The following is a 17,883-nucleotide window of genomic DNA, read 5'->3' as shown; positions in this document are numbered from 1 at the left end:
ACTCCGGGAAACACAAACGCCACGGCATGAACGTCCAGGTCCTCACCGATCCGTTCGGCCGTCTGCTCTGGGCCTCACCGGCTCTGCCCGGCTCGACCCACGACCTGACCGCCGCCCGGCAGCACGGGATCATCGACGCCCTCGCCGCAGCGGGCCTCACATGCTGGGCGGATAAGGCGTATCAAGGAGCCGGCAGACCTGTCCGCGTCCCGTTCCGGGGCCGCCACCTCAAGCGATGGAAGCGCCGCCACAACACCACCCACGCCAAGATCCGCTGTGTCGGTGAACAGGCCATGGCCACCCTCAAGGGCTGGCGGCTCCTGCGGAAACTCCGCTGCGGCACCAACCGCATCACCAACATCGTGAAGGCCGTCCTCGTCCTTCACCACGCGTCAGCGTGAGGTTGGAAAGAGCTCAGTAGGCGTCACCAGTCATCGCCGAGCGGCCTCAGGGCGACCAGGGACGGCCTGGTGGAGATCACTCGCCGGCCGCCGGCCGCACATCAAGCCGGCCCGTGACCTGGCGGTTGTGGGCGGTGCGCCGGAGGACCTCCCCATTGACCAGGGCCTTGGCCTACTCATCGGGTCACCGCCGACAGAGGAAGGCCCGGGTCTCCATCAGGAGGATGCCGGTAAGCGTTAATCGCGCCATTTTTCCATATCCTGCATTCATGAGTATCGACTACGCGGCAGTGTTCCAAGCGCTGCCGGGCGCGGTCGCTCTGCTGACGCCCGACCTGGTCTTCGCCGACGCCAACGTCGCGTGGCTGCGCCAGGCCGGACGCAGCCGCGACCAGGTGGTGGGCCGCTACCTCTTCGACGCCTTCCCCGGCAGCCCGTACGACCCGGCGGCCTCCGGCGTCCGCCACCTGGAGGCATCCCTACGCGCGGTCCTGGCCAACCGCGAGATCGACATGGACCTGCAGCGCTACGACGTGGAATCCGCGCAGCGCCCCGGTCACTGGGAGGAACGCTACTGGAGCTCGGTCAACGCGCCCCTCTTCGCGCCCGACGGCCACATCGCCCTGGTGATCCACCGCGTCGAGGAAGTCACCGAACTCCTGCGCGCCGCCAGCCGGCCGGACGGCTCACGCCAGCTCGAGGCCGAGCTCTTCAGCCGGATGCGGCAGCTGCACGAAGTCAACGAGCGCCTGCGTCGCGCCCACGCCCGCGAGCGTGAGGTCGCCCTCGCGCTGCAGCGCGCCATGCTCCCCGTTCCGCCCCCGATCGGCCCGCACCGGTTCGCCGTGCGCTACCGGCCCGCGGTCGGCTCCCTCAATGTCTGTGGCGACTGGTACGACCTGGTCCAACTCCAGGACGGCCACAAGATCGCCGTGGCCGTCGGCGATGTCGTCGGCCACGGCCTGGAGGCCGCAGGCATCATGGGCCAGCTCCGCAGCGCCCTGTCCGCCACCTCCCTGGTCGCCACCGGCCCCGGGCAGGCTCTCGAGGTCCTCGGCCGGTACGCGCATTGCGTGACCGGCGCCGAGTCGACCACGGCGGTGACCGCCTTCATCGACTTCAGCCGCCACCTCATCACCTACTCCAGTGCCGGCCACCCCCCTCCGGTCCTTCTTCGCGGCGACGGCACCGTGGAGTTGTTGGACCGGGCGACCGATCCGCCGCTGGATGCCGTCGTCGAGTCCAGCCCTCGGCCGGAAGCCCATACCGCCTTCACCGACGGCGACACCCTCCTGCTCTACACCGACGGCCTCATCGAACGCCGCCACCAGGACATCGACACCGGACTCAGCCAGCTCACCGACGCCCTGATCCGCCACAGGGAACTCACCACCCCCGAAGCACTCGCCGATGCAGTCATGCACGACCTCATCCCCGCCGAAGGCGTCACAGACGACACCGCCCTCGTCGTCGTCAGCCTGTGAGGTTCCTACGTGCTCGCACTGCAGTTCTCCGCCCGTTCCCAATGCAATTCCACCTGTCAGGCGGCCCAGAACTGACGTCGCCCGCTGAGCGGATTTGAAATCGGCTCACCAAGGAAATTCGCCGGAATGCAGAAAGGGGGACGCGTCGCAAGAGTCACACGCCCGGAAATGAGGAGCTTCCCGTCCGACCCGCGAAGGTTCCCAGCTTTGAGCCCGATACGCGGGCGTGTGCCACTGGTCATCGCATGCACGGGAAGCGTTTAAGGGGTAAAGAATTCCCGAGGGCGGAACGTCCCCAGAACATCCCCGCCCGGAACCATCAACCCCGTTGTCCTCGACAGCCTTGAAGCCGTCCGTCATCGCGTGATCCGCGTCGGAGCCTGTCCGGCCCGAGGACGCGATACCGGCGGGCTGGGGCCAGCCTGGTCGACCGCGCACGGCCGCCCGGCGAGAGCGGCGCTTCGCCGGTAGTGCGTGGCCGCGCCGGTGAACACCCGCAGTTGGGGGCGGATGGCCGGTGCGCCGAGTGCGCGCCCGCCCGTTCGAAGGCGTCTCCTGGTGGCCCTCGACGGAGGCGAGCGTGTCGGTGATCGAGAACAGGCCAGCCGTGGTGAAGAGGGGTGTCGGGCCGGGGTCCTGTCATCGGTCAAGAACCGTCACGGTGCTGCGCAGGCACCGCTTCGGAGCGGTCGCCTGTGGGGGGCGAGTGATCGACATGCGAAGTGCTGATCCCCCACAAAGGTGGGCCCCCTCGGCGTGTCGTGACTGTCCGCATTGGATCTAGTGCGTTGCGTAATTGCCTCTTTAGGGTGAAAGCGACGCCAACACCGTATCCCTGGAGGATTCGTGGCACGCTTACGTACTCGTCTGGCCCTGCTCGGCTCGGCCGCAGCCCTGGCCGCCGGTGCTTTCGTCCCCGCGCAGTTCGTCGACGCTCCATCGGCCGCCGCGGCCGAGGAATACCAGTGGGTCGCGCTGGGCGACTCCTACACCGCCGGGGTCATCCGGGCCGCGGGCAACACCTTCGAGGTCCCGCGCGACGGCTGCGAGCGCACCGACCGCTCCTACCCCCAGGTCATCGACCGCGACCTCGGTGGCCTGTTCGAGCTGACCAACGTCAGCTGCGGCGCCGCGACCATCGAGAACGTCACCGACACCCCCCAGCACCCGATCGGCCGTCATCTGCCGCCCATCTCCGAGGACCCGGACTACCCCTTCCCCGCCGTGCCTCCGCAGTCCGAAGCGGTGGGTCCTGACACCGACGTCATCACCGTCGGAGTGGGCGGGAACACCCTCGGCTTCGCCGACCTCCTCGCCAAGTGCCCGCAGCTGGGCGGCGAGAGCAGCGGCAAGGGCACCCCGTGCAAGGACGCCCTGGGCGCCGGCATCCCGGCGAGGCTGAAGACCGTACGCCAGGAGTACGACCGGATGCTCGAAGTGCTCCACGAGCGCGCCCCGCACGCCAAGATCCTGGCCGTCGGCTACCCCACCATCGTCCACCAGGACACCTCCAGCTGCGGCTTCGGTGACCTGACGCAGTTCGGCACCATCACCCCCGGCGACCTGGACTGGCTGCGCGACGACGTCCTGGAACCCCTCAACAAGGCCGTCAGCGACTCCACCGGCACCCAGGACGCCGCCAGCTTCGTCGACCTCTCCCAGTCCTCGCACAACCACAGTGTCTGCGACGACTCCAAGTGGGTCGAAGGCTTCGTCACCCTCCCCGACCAGCTGTCCTTCGTCCACCCCAACGCCCTCAGTCACCGCAACGCCGCCGACCACGTCGAAGAAGCCATGCTGAACGCCATCGACGTGAGCTGACCCCACGCGCCACCCCCGCCTGCACCCCACGGACTGGCCCCCGGCACCAGCCGGGGGTCGCTTCCGCATAGAGGGGGGCGGTCTGCATGAAGTGGAAGCCCATGGCGAGCGGCAGATCTGGACCAACAAGTGGGTGAACCGGTGTCGGGTCGATGGCCGGCAGCCGGACGGTCGCAGGTGGGAGTACCACGTCGTGGCGTCTGCGGCATCTCGCGGTGGCGGCCGTGGTCGATGAGCGCCAGGAGGTGCTGATGATGTGGCGGCACCGCTTCATCACCGACTTCCTCGCCTGGGAGCTGCCCCATGGGTCTGGTCGAGGAGGGTGAGACGCCGGAAGAGGCCGCAGCCGTGAAGTGGTGGAGGAGACGGGCTGGCACCCCGGCCCGGTCAAGCCCCTGATCTATGCCGAGCCGGCCAACGGCATCACAACCAGCGGTAGTACTTGCGGGAGACGGCGATGCCCCGGTCACGGGTGGGCACCAGCGTGCGTCGACGGTGTAGACGGTGCCCTTGCGCGGTCGGCGGGCCGGTGAGATGGCCGGCAGGGGTACGAGGTAGGGATGATGCGGTACCCCGCCCGCGACTTGACGTCCAGGAGACCCCGGGCTCCGTCGGGGTCGCCTGCTCCCCGGCGACTCCGGCGGCGCGTATCTCCGGCGGTCTGCCGGGTGAGGTCCTGCGCCGCGGTGCTGACTGGGCCGCCTCGCCTCCGGCCTCTCGCTGGTGGCCACTGATTCGGCGGACCCCGGTCGTAGCACCTCTGCGACCACCCGGCCCGGCGCCGTACGCCGTCGTCCGTAGCGCACCCGTGATCCGGCTCGGGCGCCCGGGTGGCTCTGGGACACTGCTGCCGTGTCAGCGTTGCTTCCCGCTTTGACCGGGGTGTCCGGTGCGGCCCTCGGTGTTGTGGCCACCTATCTCGCCAACCGGTCCACCATGCGGCTCAACCTGGAGCACGAGTACGACCGCACGCTGCGCGACAAGCGGCTGGCGGCCCATCAGGCGCTCTTCCACCTCACCCGGCAGATCCCACGGCACTGGATGCTGATCCCGGTGCCCACGCGATCGGACCTGCTGCCGGTCCGCGCCTCCTTCCGCAACTGGTACTTCGCCGAGGAGGCACACGGAATGTTCCTGTCTCAGGGCTCCAAGCGGGCCTATCTCGCCCTGGAGGACGCTTTGGACAACGTACTGTTCGTGAGGTCGCCGGACGGCCGCAGCAAGACGGCGGACCGGGCGGACACGCCCCTGACCGCGGGCGAGCTGGAAGATCTGCAGCGGCTGGCCAGCGAACTGCGCCACCAGCTCGTCGCGGACATCGGCGGGTCCAATCCGCCGCGCACCCGCTCCACCCGCCCCGACCCGACCCTGCGGGGCATGCCAAGCCGGTTCTAGACCGCCGGCCGCGCCACCGGAACCGACCTCAGGAAGGCGAGGAGTTCGGCGGCGACGCCCGGTGCCGCGGCGACGACCGCGGGCACGCCGCCCGCCAGCTCGATCTCCTCGGCGACGCCGCCGGCCGCCCTCACCAGCGCGATGCCCGCCGCGTAGTCCCACCGGCCGAGGTCCACACCCACGTAGGCGTCGAGCGTGCCGGTGGCCACCGCCAGCTGGTCGCAGCAGGCGGAGCCGATCCGGCGGAAGTCGCGGGCGCGCGGCAGAAGGTGCTCCAGCAGCCGTAGCGATACCGGCCGTGTGGCCGGGTCGTGCGGGACGCCCACGGACACCACCGCCTCGGCGAGCGAGCCTGTGGACCGGCAGGCGAGCGGCAGCGTCCCCGTCGGGCCGTGCTCGCCGGTCGCGGCCCAGACGCCGTCCGCCGGCCGCCGGATGACGGCCGCCAGCGGGACGCCGTCGCGGTACGCCGCGACGCTGACCGCGTAATCGGGCCGCCCCAGGACGAAGTTGCCCGTGCCGTCCACCGGGTCCAGGATCCACTGCACGCCGCTGGTGCCGGGGTGGCTGCCCGACTCCTCCGCCAGGATCGCGTCGTCCGGACGGTGCCGGCGGATCTCGGCGATCGCCGCCTCCTCCGCAGCCCGGTCCGCCGTCGTCACCAGGTCGTGCGCCCCCTGCTTGGCGGCGACCTCGACCCGCCCGCCGGCCACCACGTCCCGGACCGCCCGCGCCGCCAGCCCGGCAGCCCGTACGGCCACCGCGGTCAGCGGCCCCTGACCCTCGCCCTCCTCACGCAGGTCGGGCAGCTCGAGCACACCCCCCACGCCGCCGGCGCGGCGGAACAGGGCGGCGACCTCCTCGTCCTCGCGAACGCCTCCCATTTCCGCGGGACGCAGGCCGGAGGCGTCCGGGCAGTGCGTGACCCTCACCACGTAGGCGTAGGCGGGCGCGGCCTCCGCTCCAATGCGGACCAGGGCGGCCACCCGTCCCCCGATGCCGTACCTCGCCCGCAGGGCGGCCAGCAACGCGGCCTCGCGGTCAACCGCCGGCAGGCCCCGCGGCACCGGCACGCTGGCGCCGGATTCGCCTCCACCCGCCTCCTCGACCAGCAGGGCGCCGTCGGCGGTGACGAGCAGGACGCGCGGGCTGGAGTCGCTCGTCATGGTTCCCCCTACCGTGCGGATGAGCCCGACCGGGCCGCAGCGGTCGGCCCGATCATCGTAGGGCCGCTGGCCACCTGCCTGGAAGGCCGCTGTGCGCCGACCACGGCGATGCCTACGGCGAAGACGGCAGCCACGGGCGCGGCGTCCCCCACCCCGCCGCATGTGATGTGCCATGGCCGCCTGTGTACACAACTCACCGCTACCTCCTGCCACATGGGCGATGAAACGCCCGACACCGGCGAGATCGCGGCACGCGACGCACGAGGCCTCGTAGGGAGTGGGTCGATCATATGACTGTCGGCTGAGGGGTGCGGACGGATGGCCGGCACGGCTGACCTGACCAGCAGCCGAGCGGTGCCAGCGGCTCTCAACTGGGCGCCACCGCCCGTGATCCTCGCCGCCGTCCCGCGCATCCGACCAATCCGCAGCTCGCGTAGTACCGGATTACACGGGACTGTTCCGCCCTGCCGCGTCCATGGGAGAGCCATTGTGAAGGAACCTGTATTTATCGGCAGTGGTCCAGCTGCCAAACCAGATCTGGAACAGTTGGTCAACGAGGTGGCGCTGGGCGATCAGGAGGCGTTCGCCGCGGTCTACGACGCCGTGGCCGGCTCCGTCCTGGGGGTCGTACGGGCCGTTGTGCGTGATCAGGCGCAGTCCGAGGAGGTGGCGCAGGAGGTGCTGGTGGAGGTGTGGCGTACGGCCCCCCGCTACCGGCCCGAGCGCGGCACGGCCATCAACTGGATCCTCACCCTCGCCCACCGGCGCGCCGTCGACCGAGTCCGCTCTGTGGAAGCCGCAGCCGCCCGTGACACCAAGGCCGCGCTGCTCGAGCATCAGCCGGCCTACGACGAGGTCACCGAGCAGGTCGAGAACCGGCTGGAGCAGGAGCAGGTGAGACGCTGCCTGCGCACCCTGACCGAACTGCAGCGCCAGTCGGTCACGCTCGCGTACTACCGCGGGCTGACCTACCGGGAGGTCGCCGAAGCGCTGTCGCTGCCGCTGGGCACGGTGAAGACCCGGCTGCGCGACGGGCTCATCCGGCTCCGCGACTGCCTGGGGGTGACCGCATGACCCCGACCGATCTGCACGCTCTGACCGGCGCCTACGCCGTGCACGCACTGGAGGCTGGAGAACGCGCCGCCTTCGAACGTCACCTGGCCCAATGCGACGCCTGTCAGCAGGAGGTGGCCGAGTTCACCGCCACCGCCGGGCGCCTGGCTCTGGCTTCCACGGTGCACGCGCGCCCCGTCATGCGGGAGCAGGTCCTTGAGCGCATCACGACCGTGCGGCAGGTGCCGCCCGGCGGTGCGCCCATGGAACGGGTACGCCGGGGCGCGCAGCGGGGTCGGGGCCTGGCCGGGTGGGCACTGGCCGCCAGTGTGGCCGCCGCTGCCGCGTTCGGGGGCGCCGCCGTGTGGCAGTACGGACGCGCTCAGGACGCTGCGCGCCAGGCGGCCCAGGCGGAGCGGCACGTCGACGAACTGGCCGCCGTACTGGCCGCGCCAGATGCCAAGTCGCGTCCGGTGCAGGTGGCGGGCGGCGCAGGCACGCTGGTGGTTTCCGCCGGCCGGGACCGGGCCGTGTTCGTCGCCACGGGGATGACCGGGCCTCCGCGGGGCAAGGTGTACCAGCTGTGGTTCGCCGACGGCGACAAGATGCGCTCGGCCGGTCTGATGGACCCCGACCGCGGCAGCCAGGCCGTGCTGATGCAGGGTGCGGTCGATGGCGCCTCGGGCGTCGGCATCACGGTGGAGCCGGCAGGTGGATCGAAGCAGCCGACCTCGACGCCTGTCGCCCTGCTGAGCGTGCCGACGTGACGGTGCGTGTGGGACCCGTCCGAGGACGGGCCCCACACGGCTGTCGGGGTCGGCGCGGGGGCCGGGGCGGGAAGCCGCTGGTGCGGGACGCGTACGCGGCCTACCCGGGACGGCCGGCCATGCGGCGTTCCAGCAGGCCCTTGCCGCGCTTACGTTGCTCAGCGGAACGCTCATCGCCGGCTCATCGCCGGCGGTGAGACGCCCCACACCGCGGCAGCCCGCCATCCGCCGTCGCAGGCGATGCGGAACAGTTTCCACCGGATCAGGAAGTCTCCGAAGTGGTCGGGGGGGCGGGTCAGCCGCCACGGTCCCCGGTCCATGAAGCGGCCCCGGCTGATCCGGTCCGCCCTGCAACGGGCGAGCCGGGCGTCGCCGACGGCCTCGAAGAAGAGACCGACTGTCCGGACGGCCTTGCCGGCGAAGTCCGGGGCCTACAGCGGCCGGAGCGTGTACTGGGCGGCCTGCACGGGCAGCGCCACGAGCCGCACCAAGGCCCCGTGCAGCGGGCTTCCTCACAGCGTGCGGTGCCAGGCGTTGAGGGTGCGCATGGAGTGTTCGCAGCGACTGCACCGACAAGACCTCCAGTCCGGCGGCTTCCAAAAGGCCGACGGTCTCGCCCGCCGGCCACAGGTACATGTCCGGGGCGGTGCACGCCTCGATGAACGCGCCGCCGCCCGGTGCGTCAGCCCTGGCTCGCGGACCCGTTGACCGGGCCTCGCCCAGGCGCGCTTCGACGGCGAGCTCAACGTGGGGGGCGACCTGCCCCAGGGGCCGCGCGCCATGTGGGCCGCCGTGCGGAGCGGGGCGGCCCACATGGAACGGCGACCTGCGAGGGCTGGTCCGCAGGCCTTGCATCTGCGGACCAGCCCTCTGACGAGGGGCACCCGCCTGGCCCCTGCCGGTGGGGTGGCTGGCGGATGCCCCGGTGTGAGGACGAGCACCGCCCGAATCGCTCCCGTCAAGGCGACCGGGCAGGCGTGCGTCCTCGGCTCGTAAAGGTGTCAGTTCTTGGGCATCAGGACGGTGTCGATGATGTAGACGTTGGCGTTCGCGGTCTTGACGTTGCCACAGACGACCTCGGCGGAGTCGTTGACGGTGTAGGACTCGCCGGAGCCGGACGTCGTGAGCTTGGACTTCTCCAGGGTGTCGAAGGAGCCGTTCGGCAGGTCCGTCGGGGTGAGCTTCTGGCCGACGACGTGGTACGTGAGGATCTTCGTCAGCATCGCCTTGTCGGCCAGGACCTTGTCCAGCGTGGCCTTCGGGATCTTGTCGAAGGCGTCGTTGGTCGGCGCGAACACGGTGATGTTCTGGGCGTTGTTGAGGGTGTCGACCAGACCGGCCTTCTGCACCGCCGTCACGAGGGTGGAGAGCGCCGGGTTGTTGGAGGCGGCGGTGGCGACAGGGTCCTTGGCCATGCCGTCGAAGGAACCGGCACCGTTCTTCGGCACGGAGGCACAGGCGGGGCCGAACGGCTGGTCCATGCTGCCCGCGGAGGCCGTCGGACCGCCCATGTCGTCGCTGCTGTCGGTGGCCGGAGCCGACGCCTTGTTCGGGGAGTCGGACTTGGCCGAGTCACTGCTGCCGTCAGAACAGGCGGTCAGGGCCAGGGGAAGCATGGCGGCTGCGGCGAAGAGACCGGCGGTACGGCGGATACGGGTGTTCATCAGATTTCTCCTGTAGGACAGTGCAGCGTGATGCGGCTGCGTCAGGGGTGTTGCGGAAAGGTGGTTCAGGGGAAGGGAGCGGAGCCTCTTCAAGGGGGCGTGGGGGATCACTCGACGGTCACGACGACGGAGTGCCATCCGGTCGCCCCGTCGGGAGTCGTGCGGGTGCGTCTGTCGGTCTGCACGACGCCGGTCCGGTCGGTGGCTCGGACAGTGAGCGTGTGGCCGCCCTTGGTGGCCCGCCAGGGAAGCGACCACTGCCGCCAGGTGTCGCGGGTGTCCTCGGCGGCCAGATCGGCTTTCTGCCAGGGGCCGTCGTCGATACGGACCTCGACCTTGTCGATGCCCCGGTGCTGGGCCCAGGCGACCCCGGCCACCATCACCGTGCCGGCCTCGGGGCGGGCGAACGGCTTGGGCGTGTCGATCCGCGACCCGGTCTTGATCGGGGCCCGGCGCGCCCAGCCGCGCTTGACCCAGTACGGGTCGTAGGAGTCGAAGGTGGTGAGTTCGATGTCCTCGATCCACTTGCAGGCCGAGACGAAGCCGTACAAGCCCGGGACGACCATCCGGACCGGGAAGCCGTGCTCGAAGGGCAGCGGCTCGCCGTTCATGCCGAGGGCGAGCATGGCATCGCGGCCGTCCATGACGTCCTCGACCGGGCTGCCGATCGTCATGCCGTCCACCGACCGGGACACCAACTGGTCCGCCGGCCCACCACGGGACGGAGGCTTGATGCCGCACTCGGCGAGCAGGTCGGCCAGGCGTACGCCGATCCAGCGGGCGTTGCCCACATACGGGCCACCGACCTCGTTGGAGACACAGGTCAGGGTGATGTTCCGTTCGATCAGCTCCCTGCGCAGCAGGGCGTCGAAGGAGTAGGTACCGGGGCGCTGCACCCCTTTGCCGTGGATGCGCAGCCGCCAGGAACTGGCGTCCACCTTCGGCACGACCAGCGCGGTGTCCACCCGGTAGAAATCCGCGTTGGGGGTGACGAAGGCGCTCAATCCTGGGACACGAAGCCCGGCCCTCCGCGGGACCGGTTTCGCCGGTGACCCGGGAGAAGGCAGCAGGAGCCTTTCACGGGAGGCGATCGCGTCCTGTCCGCGCGAGGCGTTCAGTGACCGGCCGGCCGCGCCGACCGCGGCAGAGGCCGCTGCCGCAGACGCTGCCGCGAGGACGAATCCCCGCCGGTCCCAGCCCTCGGAGGCAGGCACACCGTCTCCCGCTTCCTGGGCCGCCAAGTCGGATACCGACGCTGACGACCGCCTCACCGCGGTGAGGCGGCCCACCAGCACGTACAGGAGCAGCGCTCCGGCAACGGCCCCGACGACGGATGGGAGCGCGTCGGTGAGGCTGCTGGAGTCGGGGCGGCCGACGGCGGCCGCCGCCCCGACAGCTCCGAACAGAAGGACCCCAGCGGCTCCGAGCCGCCGCAACCGCAGTGCCAGAGCACCCAGCACCAGGGCCAGTACGGCCAGCACGGCGACAATGCCGAGTTGCAGCACCAGCTTGTCGTCGGTGCCGAAACGGCGGATCGCCCAGTCCTTGACCGCAGCGGGCGTCGCGTCGATGGACACCCCGCCCACCGCGATGACCGGACTGGACTGCGGACGCACCGCTGCCGCGACCAGTTCGGCCACCGCCAGCGCTGTGAAACCGGCCAGCACCCCGCTCAGCGCACCGAGCGCCAGGCGCGGCCACCGTGGCCGTGCTCGCCGATCCTTCTCTTCATCCCTCACGGGGGGAATCCGGTTCTGCCCACAGGGCGGATTGGTCTTGAACCCGATCAGGTGGAAAAAGGCCGCAGACCAATCCACCATGCATTCCGCTACGGAATACCCGGTTGAGCGTCGGCAAGCATCGCCGGACTTGCTCCGCCCCGGGAGGGGCGTGTGATTGCCGCTGCCCTGTCTGTGCCTCGCGCTGCCAGCGCTGTGAGGGTCCCCTCGAACCATCGGGAAGCACTTCGTGGCCCCACCGAACAGCACCTCGGCGCAGCCCCCCTCGGGCCCACCTTCACTCCGCCGCCACGGGAGGGTCCGTCGAGCTCTGCGGAACCGCAAAGCAGCCCGCCGCGACGTCGACCAAGACCGGTAACCACCGGACGCGGCTCCGGCCGGCCTCACGGCCACCACCGTGCACTCGACCCGCAGCGTCGCGCCCGACGCGGGCGAAATGCCCCACTGGTGCGCGTCTGACGGCGCTTCGGCAACACAAGGTGCTGCAGCTTCCGCTCGGCGGGAACTATCTCGACATCGTCGTCACAGCGGGCGATCCGCATCCCGACGCTGCCGAGCGGATCACGGACGCTGTGGACCACTGGCCGACCACACGCACACGTCCAGTGGTCGGCTTCGTCTTCTGGACCGCGGAACCTACGGCGTTCCGGTGGCGGGGGCCGGGAGGGTGGGATGCTGGGGGCAGACCAGTCGTTCGGCGACGGCGGTTCCGATTTCGAGGGCCGAGCGGTCGGTGGGGACGCCGAGCTGTCCCGCGAGGTCGGCCAAGTGCAGGTCGGTGGCGGTGTCGATGAGGTCGGCAAGGACACCGGCTGCGGCATGGGCCCTCACGCGGGCGACGGCGACCACGGCTGCAGCGGGCAGGACGGCGGGCCACCACAGGACGGACAGGGCGGCGTACAGCAGGCCCCATCCCGCGAGGCGGCCGGCCGCGGCGTAGGCGTCTCGGGCGGCGGCTATGTCGGCGCGCAGTCCGTCCGGCAGGACGCTCCACAGCCGGGGCCAGACCAGTTGGAGCTCCAGGCCGTACAGGGTGCGGGAGCGGTTGGCGCTGGCGTCGAAGCGTTCGGCGATGACCGTCGGCCGGTGCGGGGGCTGCGCCGGCCGGGCCAGGTGGCGGCGCTGGGCCCGGCGGGCCGCGGCGCGGGCACGGGCGTGCCTGATGCCGGTGCGCCCCGGGTCGTTCACCGCGGCGATCCAGTAGCGGGCCGAAGCGCGTACCGCGTTCCACCGCCGTTGGCGGGCCCGTACGATCCAGCTCAGCGGCGCACGGGTCCCCTGAGCGACCCACAGGTTCTCCAGCACAGAGCCGAGGCCGCCGACGGCCAGCCCGACCCCCGCCGAGACCAGGACGCCGACGATGCCGGCTACCGCGAGCCAGGTGGTGCGGTGCTCCGCGGGCAGCGCGGCGATGCCCCGCAGCCAGTCGGCCAGCGGCCGAGGGTCGAACGGGTCGGCCTGCTCCAGCCGAAATGCGGCGGCCGCCGCGGCGGCCCACAACAGGCCGGGCAGAACCAGCAGGGACAGCCACCGCTCGGTCAGGTTGGTACCCAGTTTCGCAAGGAAGCCGGTCATCACAGGACCCGGGTCGCGACCATCGGCAGCCCGGCCGCGGCGCAGGAGGGCGGCTCGGAGACCTCGTCGGCGAAGACGGCCCGGCTGCAGCGGCGCAGCGGGCAGGTCCAGGTGACCGGCTCGTCCGGAGTGGACGCCGAGAAACCCTGGGGGAGGGCGGTGTACTGCCTCAAGGAGGTGGTGACCCCGACCAGGCCCCAGTGGCTGCAGCGATCCTCGATCTTGTCGAGAAGTTCGAGCAGCTGCACCTGGTCCGGCGGCCCGTCGGCGGCGACGGCGTCGAGGAGCTGGGCCAGTTGAGTCTCCGCACCGGCGGCGGCGATGGCCTCGCGCATCTCGGGGTGCCTGGCGACCTGGCCGCACAGGATGGCCAGGCGCTCTCGAACCTCGTTCACCCGTCGTTCCTCCACACTCTCGTACCAGCCCGGCCAACTACGTAAATCGCTCTGCCAGTGGGACAATTGCGGTGATTCTAGCCGCTCCGGCGTACCGTGGCGGCTAGGATCCGCAGAACCCGGCGCGCTGCCCGGAGCGCCACGACGGACCGGTCCGCGGCGGCACCGCCCGCCGGGTTCGAGGGGGTCGTGGAAGTGTTCGGCAGATTCGGATCGGACGAGTCAAGACGGAGCCACGCGGTGGCGGCGCTACAACGGCGCATGCTCAAGGTGATGCGGGAGGGTGAGAGCCCGGCGACCTTGCTGATCCCCCAAGCCCTGCTGGAGGCGCAGGAGTTGGCCTCGGCGGGCAGCCCGGAGGAGGACCTGCGAGTGGCCCACCTGCTGGGCACGTTCCACTGGTACCGATACCAGTTGCTTCCCGAGGGCGAGGACCGGGAGGCGTTCGGCGAGGCCGTGCGCTTCCTGTACCCCGTGTACCGCTCCCACCCGGAGGTGGTCCCGGACGCCCTGCGCGTCCTGTTCGCCCAGGCCCCGGCGCACGCCCGCCGCCGGGTGGAGGCCGAGTCGGCCGCCTCCACCGCGGGCAGGTTGTTCGCCTCCTACCAGCGGAGCCGGAGCCTCCCTCAACTCGACCAAGCCATTGCGCTGTTGCGCGGGGCCCTGGACGACGCCCCGCGCGACGACCCCGACTTCTCGCCGTACCTGAGCAATCTGGCCCTACTGCTGCGGGCGAAGTCCGAACACACCGATGACACCGCCCCGCTGGCGGAAGCGGTGGAGCTGGTCCGGCGGGCAGCGGCTTCCGTCCCGGACGACCACGCCGACGTTCCCAGGTACCTGTCCATGCTCGGCCTCGCACTCCGCGCCCTGTACGACCGGACCGCCGACGCCGGAACGTTGGCCGAGGCTGCGGAGGTGGGCCGCCGGGCGGTCGCCGCGGCCCCGGTCGGCCATCCCGACCGCCGGCTCTGTCTGAGCAACCTCAGCATCACTCTGCGCTTCCAAGCCGCACTGCTGCGGGACGCCGAAGTGTTCGCCGAGGCGGTGAAGACAGGTCGGCAGGCCGTCATGGGCGGTCGGCGGGACACGCCGGAACGCGTCGCGTGCCTGGTTAACCTGGGCCTCGCCCTGCAGGAGTCGGCCGAGTACACCCATGACTGGGCCTTCCTCGCAGAAGTCGTGCCCCTCTGCAGCGAGGCCGTCACCTTGGCCCCGCCCGGGCATCTCCAGCACGCGGACGTCGTGCGGCTGCTCTCCGCCGTCCTGGAATCGTTGCGCGGGCTGTCCATTGCCGCTGGTGTGTCGGGGCCGCTGAGCGTCAGACCCAGGGAAGGGTTCGAGCGGATCGGCGGCGCCCGTCTGCTGGCCGAGGCGGTGGAGGTCGGCCGCCGGACCGTCGCCGCGATGCCGGACGACCATCCGCTCCGCGCCGGGCTGGCGGGGCTGCTGGGCCCCGTCCTGCGCACGCTGTCCGACCGGACCGGGGAATCCGGCCTGCTGGCCGAGGCCGTGTCCCTGTGCCGTGGAGCCGTCGCCGCCACGCCTGACGACAGCCCCGACTTCCTCAAGCGCCTGGTCGGGCTGGCCGACACGCTGCGCGCGCACGCTGAACGGACCGGGGACGTACGACTGCTCACCGAGGCCGTGGAGGTCGGCCGCCGGATCGTCGCCGCCACGCCGGAGGCGAGCCCGGAACGGATGGAGCGGAACAGTAACCTGGGCCTGGCCCTGCGGTGGCTCGCCAAGCGCACCGGAGACGTCGGCCACCTGGCCGAGGCGGTCGAGGTCACCCGCCAGGCGGTCGCCGACGCGGCGGACGGCGACCTCTTTCTCCTCCCTACGTACCTGAGCAACCTCAGCCTCGCCCTGCTGGCCCTCTACGATGCGACCGGAGACACCACCGCACTGGTCGAGGCGGTGGAGGTCGGCCGCCGGGCAGTCCTCGGGTCGCCGGCCGGCCACCCGAACCGGGCCGGGAACCTGAGCTACCTCGGGATCGTCCTGACGGCGCTCGCCAGGCGCACCGGCGACGCCAACCTGCTCGTCGAGGCGGTGGAGATCTGCACCCAGGCCGTCGCCGCCCTGCCGGAAGGCCATCCCGACCGCGCCGGGTATCTGAACAACCTCAGTAACACGCTGCTGGACGGCACCCCGGAGATCCAGGGCTGGGCGGTCATACTGCTCCGCGAGGCCGTGGCGGGCACACCGTCCGACGACCCCTACTACCCGCGACGCGTCGGGAACCTGGGAGCCTTGCTCCATCTCCTCGCCGAACCGACCGGAGACTGGGACCTGCTCACCGAAGCCGTGGAGGCCAGCCGCCGGGCCATCGCCACCACCCCGGAGGACCACCCCTCCCACGCCTCCTTCCTGAGCAACCTAGGCCACGCGCTGCGGGCCCTGGCCGAGCGGAACCAGGACCGGGCACTGTCCGCCGAAGCCTTGGACGTGTTCCGGTCGGCCGGACGGAACACCGCGGCCGAGGCCCTCGTCCGGATCCAGGCCCTGCGCGAGGTCGCCCTGCTGGCCGGTGCGACACCTGCCGGCACCGCGGAGGCCTTGGCTGCGGTGGAGACCGCCATCGCCCTGCTGCCCCGGCTCAGCCCCCGGACCCTGGCCCGGGACGACCAGCGCCACCAGGTCCGCCGCCTGGAGTCGCTGGCCGCCGTGGCGGCGGCGACCGCGCTGGCCGCAGGACTCCCCGAACGTGCGGTCGAACTCCTGGAAGCGACCCGCGGGACGCTCGCCGCCGGCACCATCGACGCCCGCGGCGACGACCTTACCCGGCTCGGTGAGCAACACCCGGAACTGGCCCGAGAGTTCCGGGACCTCCAAGACCGCCTCGACGCCCTCGACGGCCACGCCCCTGCCCCGCGGCCGACCCGCCACGGGACCGGCGGGACGCCGCGGCTCCCGGCTTCCGGCCAGGAACAGGGCCGGGGCCAGGGCCAGGGCCCCATGGACGTACCCCTCACCCGCCAGCGGGCCCACGACGAATGGGAGCGCCTCGTCGAGCGGATCCGCGGGCTGGACGGCTTCACGGGCTTCCTGCACCCGCCGAAGCTCGCCGACCTGACCGGGCACGGCGACCAGGGCCCCGTGGTGTTCCTCACCGCCGGGCCGGACCGCTGCGACGCGCTGATCCTCGACGGCACCCGGCCCGGCACTGTGCGCGCCCTCCGTCTGGACCGGCTCACCGCGCATGACGCCGCCGCCCGGACCGAACTGCTCACCGCCGCCCGCCGTGCGGCCACCGACGAGAACGTCTCACCCCTCACGCGCCGGGACGCCCAGCTTGCGATCCTCGACGTCCTCGCCTGGCTGTGGGACACCGTCGCCGAGCCGGTGCTGACCGCCGTCGGTGCCGACGGCCCGCCGCCCCGGCGGATCTGGTGGTGCCCGGTCGGCGTCATGTGCGCCCTGCCCATCCACGCGGCGGGCCACCACCTCGACCTCGACGGAGACCTCCCCCTGCGCAAGGGCGGCCCGCGCACCGTCCTGGACCGGGTGGTCTCCTCCTACACCCCGACGGCCCGCGCGCTGAAGTGCGCCCGCTCCCACCGGCCTGTGACCGTGGAACGTGCGCTGATCGTCGCCGTCCCCGACGCGCCCGGCACGAAACCGCTGTACAGCGCGCGCCTCGAAGCCGACACCGTCCACGCGCTGATCCCCGACGCGCTGCGCCCCGACCGCCCGATGCGCTCGCAGGTGCTGGCTGCGCTCCCCACGCACCCGGTGGCGCACTTCTCCTGCCACGGCCTGGCCGACGGTCGGGACCCAGGGGCCAGCCGGTTGGTCCTGTACGACCACGAGACCGCTCCCCTGACGGTTGGCGACATCGGCACACTGCGGCTGACCGGGGAGCTGGCCTTCCTTTCGGCCTGCGACACCTCCGCCACCGTCCTCCGACTGGCCGACGAGGCCGTGCACCTGACCGGGGCATTTCACCTGGCCGGATACCGGCACGTGATCGGCACGCTGTGGCCGGTCGACGAACGCGCCGCCGCCGAGATCGCCAACGACTTCTACCTCCGCCTCACCACGGGCGGCACGACCCCTCCCGACACCGCAAGCTCGGCCCGGGCCCTGCACCACGCGGTCCGCTCGCTCCGGTCCCGCTACATGCGCTCGCCGACCTACTGGGCGGCCCACACCCACACCGGGCCGTAGCTTGACCGAATGACTCGGAAGGAGATGGTTGCCCTCCCGCCTCCACACCATGGCGCGGCCCACCTCTGCAGCCGGTTGTCGGCACCGTTCCATGAGCCGAAGTGTTCGGGCAGGTCCATCCACGGTGAAACGGCCTGGAGGCGAAGGCGAGGGGCCGGCATCGTCCGTCGGCGGCGAGACGGATTTCGGGAAAGGAAGCCGCCCCGGGAACGTCCCCGGTACTCGCCGGCCTGACCACCTCCGACAGCAG

General features: G+C 71.5%; 12 protein-coding genes and 3 pseudogenes. 8 read left to right on the top strand and 7 right to left on the bottom strand.

The annotated features are described in order from the left end of the window. From ACIGXJ_RS09600 to ACIGXJ_RS09580, 5 genes and pseudogenes are all read left to right on the top strand, one after another. A partial coding sequence (locus ACIGXJ_RS09600; RefSeq protein WP_399642773.1) for a transposase family protein occupies positions 1–401 on the top strand: 401 nt, incomplete at its 5' end. Between the two features lie 269 nt (positions 402–670). Then, entirely contained in the window at positions 671–1,885 is a 1,215-nt protein-coding gene (locus tag ACIGXJ_RS09595) for a PP2C family protein-serine/threonine phosphatase (protein ID WP_399642772.1), read from the top strand. Positions 1,886–2,731: 846 nt separating this feature from the next. After that, positions 2,732–3,706: an SGNH/GDSL hydrolase family protein gene (locus ACIGXJ_RS09590; protein ID WP_399642771.1), complete on the top strand. Its 975-nt coding sequence runs from the start codon at positions 2,732–2,734 to the stop codon at positions 3,704–3,706. 86 nt (positions 3,707–3,792) lie between these two features. Continuing rightward, positions 3,793–4,140, top strand: a pseudogene (locus ACIGXJ_RS09585) (NUDIX hydrolase); the annotation flags it as partial. 418 nt (positions 4,141–4,558) lie between these two features. Then, positions 4,559–5,101 carry a hypothetical protein gene (locus tag ACIGXJ_RS09580; protein WP_399642770.1) on the top strand — a complete coding sequence of 181 codons (543 nt, stop codon included), beginning with the start codon at positions 4,559–4,561 and terminating at the stop codon, positions 5,099–5,101. Here ACIGXJ_RS09580 and ACIGXJ_RS09575 read toward each other — a convergent pair. After that, the gene (locus ACIGXJ_RS09575) at positions 5,098–6,267 is read right to left on the bottom strand and encodes an inositol monophosphatase family protein (protein WP_399642769.1); all 1,170 of its coding nucleotides are present in this window, start codon (positions 6,265–6,267) and stop codon (positions 5,098–5,100) included. The genes ACIGXJ_RS09580 and ACIGXJ_RS09575 overlap by 4 nt on opposite strands. A gap of 489 nt (positions 6,268–6,756) precedes the next feature. On the opposite strand from ACIGXJ_RS09575, the gene ACIGXJ_RS09570 reads away from it, so the two are divergent. Both ACIGXJ_RS09570 and ACIGXJ_RS09565 read left to right on the top strand, forming a co-directional pair. Continuing rightward, on the top strand, positions 6,757–7,341 hold the full coding sequence (locus tag ACIGXJ_RS09570; protein ID WP_399642768.1) for a sigma-70 family RNA polymerase sigma factor: 585 nt from the start codon (positions 6,757–6,759) through the stop codon (positions 7,339–7,341). Then, the gene (locus tag ACIGXJ_RS09565) at positions 7,338–8,087 is read left to right on the top strand and encodes an anti-sigma factor domain-containing protein (protein WP_399642767.1); all 750 of its coding nucleotides are present in this window, start codon (positions 7,338–7,340) and stop codon (positions 8,085–8,087) included. Before ACIGXJ_RS09570 ends, ACIGXJ_RS09565 begins: the two co-directional genes overlap by 4 nt. A 170-nt stretch (positions 8,088–8,257) precedes the next feature. On the opposite strand, the pseudogene ACIGXJ_RS09560 reads toward ACIGXJ_RS09565, so the two are convergent. From ACIGXJ_RS09560 to ACIGXJ_RS09535, 6 genes and pseudogenes are all read right to left on the bottom strand, one after another. Next, positions 8,258–8,452: pseudogene (locus ACIGXJ_RS09560) on the bottom strand (DUF1295 domain-containing protein); the annotation flags it as partial. Positions 8,453–8,602: 150 nt separating this feature from the next. After that, positions 8,603–8,771, bottom strand: a pseudogene (locus tag ACIGXJ_RS09555) (SAM-dependent methyltransferase); the annotation flags it as partial. Positions 8,772–9,088: 317 nt separating this feature from the next. Further along, on the bottom strand, positions 9,089–9,751 hold the full coding sequence (locus ACIGXJ_RS09550; protein ID WP_399642766.1) for a fasciclin domain-containing protein: 663 nt from the start codon (positions 9,749–9,751) through the stop codon (positions 9,089–9,091). Between the two features lie 107 nt (positions 9,752–9,858). Further along, positions 9,859–11,427, bottom strand: a complete 1,569-nt coding sequence (locus ACIGXJ_RS09545) for a molybdopterin-dependent oxidoreductase (protein ID WP_399642804.1) — start codon at positions 11,425–11,427, stop codon at positions 9,859–9,861. A gap of 699 nt (positions 11,428–12,126) precedes the next feature. After that, a complete protein-coding gene (locus ACIGXJ_RS09540) occupies positions 12,127–13,065 on the bottom strand; it encodes a hypothetical protein (RefSeq protein WP_399642765.1) in 939 nt (312 codons plus the stop codon). Further along, on the bottom strand, positions 13,065–13,460 hold the full coding sequence (locus ACIGXJ_RS09535; protein WP_399642764.1) for a hypothetical protein: 396 nt from the start codon (positions 13,458–13,460) through the stop codon (positions 13,065–13,067). The genes ACIGXJ_RS09540 and ACIGXJ_RS09535 overlap by 1 nt, the downstream gene beginning before the upstream one ends. A 240-nt stretch (positions 13,461–13,700) precedes the next feature. On the opposite strand from ACIGXJ_RS09535, the gene ACIGXJ_RS09530 reads away from it, so the two are divergent. Continuing rightward, positions 13,701–17,633 (top strand): CHAT domain-containing protein, encoded by a 3,933-nt coding sequence (locus ACIGXJ_RS09530; RefSeq protein ID WP_399642763.1) that lies wholly within the window; start codon positions 13,701–13,703, stop codon positions 17,631–17,633. The last annotated feature ends 250 nt before the right edge of the window (positions 17,634–17,883 follow it).

It is taken from the genome of Streptomyces sp. NPDC053367 (assembly GCF_044545925.1).
Lineage (GTDB): Bacteria > Actinomycetota > Actinomycetes > Streptomycetales > Streptomycetaceae > Streptomyces.
The sequence above is the reverse complement of the archived record's forward strand: the minus strand, read 5'-3'. Positions and strand labels throughout refer to the sequence as shown.

Excerpts from the sequence above, each read along its gene's own strand:
- ACIGXJ_RS09550 (WP_399642766.1), bottom strand. The coding sequence starts at position 9,751 with ATGAACACCCGTATCCGCCGTACCGCCGGTCTCTTCGCCGCAGCCGCC.
- ACIGXJ_RS09575 (WP_399642769.1), bottom strand. The coding sequence starts at position 6,267 with ATGACGAGCGACTCCAGCCCGCGCGTCCTGCTCGTCACCGCCGACGGC.
- ACIGXJ_RS09540 (WP_399642765.1), bottom strand. The coding sequence starts at position 13,065 with ATGACCGGCTTCCTTGCGAAACTGGGTACCAACCTGACCGAGCGGTGG.
- ACIGXJ_RS09565 (WP_399642767.1), top strand. The coding sequence starts at position 7,338 with ATGACCCCGACCGATCTGCACGCTCTGACCGGCGCCTACGCCGTGCAC.
- ACIGXJ_RS09595 (WP_399642772.1), top strand. The coding sequence starts at position 671 with ATGAGTATCGACTACGCGGCAGTGTTCCAAGCGCTGCCGGGCGCGGTC.